Annotated in this window: 6 protein-coding genes and 1 pseudogene; 4 read left to right on the forward strand and 3 right to left on the reverse strand. The window is 57.4% G+C overall.

The genetic code is table 11. The annotated features are described in order from the left end of the window. Nucleotides 1-443: 443 nt before the first annotated feature. The gene (locus tag MTR66_RS21305) at nucleotides 444-569 is read left to right on the forward strand and encodes a hypothetical protein (protein WP_268740633.1); all 126 of its coding nucleotides are present in this window, start codon (nucleotides 444-446) and stop codon (nucleotides 567-569) included. A 49-nt stretch (nucleotides 570-618) separates the two neighbouring features. On the opposite strand, the gene MTR66_RS20465 is transcribed toward MTR66_RS21305, so the two are convergent. Together MTR66_RS20465 and MTR66_RS20470 are read right to left on the reverse strand one after the other, a co-directional pair. Then, on the reverse strand, nucleotides 619-993 hold the full coding sequence (locus tag MTR66_RS20465; protein WP_243924444.1) for a hypothetical protein: 375 nt from the start codon (nucleotides 991-993) through the stop codon (nucleotides 619-621). A gap of 1 nt (nucleotide 994) precedes the next feature. Next, on the reverse strand, nucleotides 995-2,062 hold the full coding sequence (locus MTR66_RS20470; protein WP_243924445.1) for a hypothetical protein: 1,068 nt from the start codon (nucleotides 2,060-2,062) through the stop codon (nucleotides 995-997). A 213-nt stretch (nucleotides 2,063-2,275) separates the two neighbouring features. On the opposite strand from MTR66_RS20470, the gene MTR66_RS20475 reads away from it, so the two are divergent. Further along, nucleotides 2,276-2,704, forward strand: a complete 429-nt coding sequence (locus tag MTR66_RS20475) for a hypothetical protein (protein ID WP_243924446.1) — start codon at nucleotides 2,276-2,278, stop codon at nucleotides 2,702-2,704. Between the two features lie 3 nt (nucleotides 2,705-2,707). Then, the gene (locus tag MTR66_RS20480; RefSeq protein ID WP_243924447.1) at nucleotides 2,708-3,769 is read left to right on the forward strand and encodes a hypothetical protein; all 1,062 of its coding nucleotides are present in this window, start codon (nucleotides 2,708-2,710) and stop codon (nucleotides 3,767-3,769) included. An 81-nt stretch (nucleotides 3,770-3,850) separates the two neighbouring features. On the opposite strand, the gene MTR66_RS20485 is transcribed toward MTR66_RS20480, so the two are convergent. Beyond that, on the reverse strand, nucleotides 3,851-4,114 hold the full coding sequence (locus MTR66_RS20485; protein WP_243924448.1) for a hypothetical protein: 264 nt from the start codon (nucleotides 4,112-4,114) through the stop codon (nucleotides 3,851-3,853). A gap of 292 nt (nucleotides 4,115-4,406) precedes the next feature. Between MTR66_RS20485 and MTR66_RS20490 the strand changes: the two are divergent. Further along, nucleotides 4,407-4,961: pseudogene (locus MTR66_RS20490) on the forward strand (transposase family protein); the annotation flags it as partial.

The raw sequence follows: 4,961 nt of genomic DNA on the forward strand, positions 1-4,961 counted from the left end.
CAGCGCCGCATCGCAACACCCTTCGAGAAAACCGCGCTATCTTACCTCAGCTTCCTCAACCTCGACGCAGCAAGGCTATGGCTAAAACATTTTGGCAACGCGACCTAGGTTTTAGAGAGCGAAGATAGTGGGATTTTCCGGGTATTCCCGGGATTGAGTGGAGTGAAAATCGTGTATTTTCGGCATTTTGCCGATCTCCGGTGCTGCATTGAACGGCCTGGGCTGTGTCTAGTTGTTTGGTCCCGGCAGCCAACAAGGCTGTTAATCGCTGCCGCTGCGTGAAGGGGGCGCTGTCGCCAGAACGTTCGAAGCACGCTGATGCGACGAACGTGGGCATCCCCGCACCGTACTGCCGATTCCCTGCTACGGCCGCGGCGTGTGCGCCCGGCGGCGGACGCAGGGCGGACACCCTGGCGGACGACAGAGGCCTGTTTCGCGCCCTGATGGGCCGCGGCGATCCTTACCTGGAAGCCCACACCTGGCCCGACTTCGTCGACCAGTCCCGCATTCCCGACCACGCCACCGGCCACTGGTCCGAAGACGATACCGAACCCGACGACGGGATGTGAGGGATCAAACACAGGAAGAGGGCGGGGCTGCAATGGTCCCGCCGTGGCATCAAAGAAACGGAAGACCTGCAATTCCCGTGACTACGGCCGTCACTTTGGCCAAGATGCCGGCGATTTCATCGATTCGATGTGCCACCTTGGTGAGCGCTTCTGCTTCTTTTTTTGCAGCGTCAGCTTTTGCGTTCAGCTCCGCCACCATGTTGCTGTTGGCGATCGCGTCATCAATGGCCTTGAGCGTGTTTACCGCCAATGCCCGCAACTGAAGCAAAGTGGCGTTGATCAAGCCCAGCGCCGTGCGATAGTCCGATGTTGGATCGTAGGAAAAATCCGCGTCCGTGAAGGCCTTTTCAGCCATCGAAAGTGTGATGACGAGCCCGTCGCGCGCATCCTTGTAGGCTTGAAGCTGTTCTGCCGGAATGGGCATCTCACTTCTCCTTGCTGAAGGCGTTTTCGGTTTCGCTGATCGTCTTTGCGAGATCGAGCAGCGAAACGATGGCGGCCTGCAGTTCGCTTGCCGAAGCGCCTGCGTTCGCGGCCTTAACCAGCTTCGCATGCGCAATTCCGATGGCGGTGAAGCGCATGCGTTCGCTCTGATAGGCGTTGTACTGGTTTACGGCTTCAAAGAGTGCATCTTGCGCCGATCGGATCGCCTTTGGATCCCCCTTGAAGTAGGCCGCATCCCATGCGGTTTGCGCGTCTATCAGTGCCATGTACAGAGGCACTCTTCCATAGACATCCAGGCTTGTGCCGGTGTCGCCAAGTATGTCCGTAGCCCGCTGAACGAGGGGGGCGCTTTCAACTATTATCCGTTTGAGAACGGCCTGACGCCGAGCGGCGAAATAAAGGTTGCCAGCCTTGGCGACCAAGTTGCCGACAGCATCGATCTTGCCGCCTGTCACATCGCTTTCCTTCCCGGTTGCCTTGGTTATCGCGCCTTGCAGGTTCCCCACCGAAGTGGCCAGCGCTGTGACCGAGCCGGTGAAGGTTTGCTGGTCGCTTGTGGCATCGGATGCGAGTTTTTCGAGCCCATCGGCATATTTGACCAAGGCGTGATTGAGTGCCGAAATGTGGCCGAAGTTCGTTGTGGCGGGAAGGGCTTCGTAAACGCCCGGCGCTTTCTTGACGGCAATATGACAGGTCAAATTGCCGCCCGCCTGCGCTTTCAGGGCTGCAGGTGGGGCGCCGGCAATGATTGCGGCGCAATCTTGAAGCTGCAAATCGTATTTCTGCGTTACCAGGTTTTGCCGATATCGTTCGAGTTCGTCCGCCTCCACCGCAGCCAGGCGCTCATTCTGTTGATCCGCTGCTATCTTGGTCAGCGTGCCAAACTGGCCGGCGGCCTGAGTAAACCGGCCTGACACGCATCCGCAGCTCAAGAGCATGAGTGCAATCGCAGCATAGACCTTTGTGCGGAACACGGGGGAAGGCCGGCAAAGCCGATCGTAAGCCGTTACCGTGAGATTGAAATCGGATTCGGGCACAAGCTGTTTCATCCAATTATGCCTTAGTCGAAGCGATTGCTGGCGATCTGGTATCGATTCGGAAATTGGAAGAAATGTGCGTTTTGAGAGATGACCTTTACAATTAATATATATTAATCCGCGTTGTGGATGGATGTAATATTGATAGAAGTTCGATTTTGCGGTGTTTTGATTGTTCGATAGCCAATTGTTTTCGATGAATTTTCATAGTTGTAGGAGGCCGTCTTGAGTCGTCTGGTAGAACCCGTTCCTGCTGCTGCAAGGTTAAATGTCATAGGCGCGCGGGCTGCCGCGGACGGCGGCGAGACAGGGCTCGAGCGAATTGCCAAATACATTCCGGCAGAAATTCTCGCGTTCTACACGATGTGGGTGCAGGGGGTCGCAACGCTGCCCTGGCCGGAATACCGCTTGGCCATGTGTATTTTGGGCGCGGCATTCGGGGTGGTTCTCACCTATTTCTATTTCGACCGCTTTTTTCCGGGCGTCCCGATCGCATCGCGCCATTACCAGCGGGTCATTTCGCCCATCGCATTCGCTGTTTACAGCTATACGATCCTGGGATCGGTGGTGCCCACGGTCTTTGTTCCCGGCATCGCGCTGATGCTGACCGCGGTTGTTACGGTCATTTCTGCAATCGCAGCCCCGCGGTCGTAAGCCGTGCGCAGCCTTATCGAATACATATACGAGACAGAGCTGTGCTTGATGCTTGCGGAGGCTCTTGCCGAAAATCCGATGGTGCAAGCGGTACATGTGGAACCGCGGCCGGATCTGTTTCTCAAATGGGTGACGCGGCGCCCATTCGGGCCCGGGGGCAGAGAGGCGGGGGACGGCCTAAGGGGCTTCCCGCCGCTTGACCTGCCATGCGATCCTGATTTCGATTTCTACGGACAAAAGACCAAAAATCCAGACGAACTGCCGTTGCTCGTGCGTGTACACTTGTGCCCGGACCGGGTGGAGGCGGGGGCGCGCGATCTGCGCGCCATGGCTGCCGAGACAGCAACGGAATACGTATCTCGCGTTGCAGTGGTGCTGGAAGACCGGGCGCGGGCGCGGGCCGCGATCACGCCGGGCAATCAGGTATTCGGTGCATTTCCTGGAACGATGGGTGGAGTGTTGAGCGACGGGGACAGCCTGTTCGGACTGACCTGTGCCCACGTTACGCAGGCATGCCCGGATGTTCTGGATGCGCCCGGAAACACCATCGGCAAAGTGCAGGCGGTGAGCACGCTGACCCCCAGCGCATCCCATATTCTGTGCAAGCCCAAATCTCAGGATGGCAATGACATGGATGCGGCCCTTTTCGCGCTCGACCGTACGTTCGCGCCTGGCCCATCCGGGCTTTGCGTATCGGCCGCTTATGGATCCGGGCAGCGCGCGTTGATGCGTGGAGGAAAGAGCGGGGGGGCCCATTCCTATTATTTCGGGAGTATTGGCCTGACCCAGATCGTGGATATTACCGCGGAGGACGGTACTTCGCGGCCACATTGCTTTCACTTGTTGCGAAGTATTCGCCCGGTTCCAGGTTTCTGGAGCTGGGCATGCCGCGGGCATCAGGCATTGCAGGGCGATTCAGGCGCTTTCATCACCAACGTCAGCGGTGACCTGTGGCATGGGATGCTGTGTGCGGTAGACGGCACTGAAGGCTTTTTCCTGGATGCGGAGCAGGTGCTTGCATGGGCGCAAGGTGCAACCGGATGTCAGCATTTGAAGCCATACTGATGCGGCCCCTTTTGACTTTTCATTGATACCAGAAGACCGTTTTCAACACAGCCAGCAGCGCGATCGCGTGAAGTATCGCAATCAACCAGGCATCGATCCAAAGCCACTTGGCTTTCTATCGCAGGGGGTGTTGTGCGATCCAGGCAACTGGCTCTGATCCGGCGGCGGAGGGCTGCAAAACGCGTCCGGATCAATCTCCGCCTCTTTGCAGGCGGCATCGATCGCGGCGGTGACGTGGGCCTCCGCTATGGACGGCTCAATGCTATCGTACATGTCTGCCACGGACTTCAAGATAACAGCGCTTGCAAACACCGCGCCTTTTACACTCTGCTTTTCGCTCGCCATTATGTGCAACCCTCAGGGCTAAAGTGAATTCTGACGGGATCTCGTGATTTTAATTGCAGGCAGTAAGTTGGCCTGGGTTAAATTACGGAACTATGAATTGAGTCCCGTCAGGAGTGAAGTTTTGACTGGCTCTGTTCAGGCTTCAGGCAGCTTTCCGTTGCGAATTCGCAAAAATTATCAGCGATATTATGATGTTGACTGCGGATCCTCCTGTCCGTCAATGCGACGATGCTAATTGTTTGGTCCCGGCATTTGATGGAGCATTATCCATGGAGGCTTGGAAGGATGCGCTATGGGACAGATTCTACACGGGAGCGCCCGCACGACAGAGGCGGTCCGTCGAGCGATACAGCATAGTCAAGAGAGTCTGAGGGTTCTGGCTCAGCGACACGGTATCAACCAGAAGACCGTCGCCAAGTGGAAGCGGCGCACGGCGGTCAAGGATCTGCCGACCGGGCCCAAGGACGCGCATTCGACGGTGCTGAGCATCGAGGAAGAGGCGATCATCGTCGCCTTCCGCAAGCATACACTGCTCCCTGCAACGACACGGGATCAGTCGCTTGCCTGAGGTGACAGGGGACAAGGAGCCGGAGCGCAAGTTCAAGACCTATCCGATCGGCTACTTTCACATCGACATCGCCGAAGTGCGCACCGCCGAGGGCAAGCTCTACCTCTATGTGGCGATCGACCGGACCAGCAAGTTTGCCTTCGTCCAGTTCGTTACGAAGACCGGCAGGACATCAGCCTCGGCCTTCCTAGCCGCCCTGATAGAGGCCGTCCCCTACACGATCCACACCGTGCTGACCGATGATCCTGTCCTGAGCGGAGCCGAAGGGGGCATCCAGTT

The sequence above is a fragment of the Novosphingobium beihaiense genome, assembly GCF_022832375.1.
In the GTDB taxonomy this organism is placed as follows: Bacteria; Pseudomonadota; Alphaproteobacteria; order Sphingomonadales; family Sphingomonadaceae; genus Novosphingobium; species Novosphingobium beihaiensis.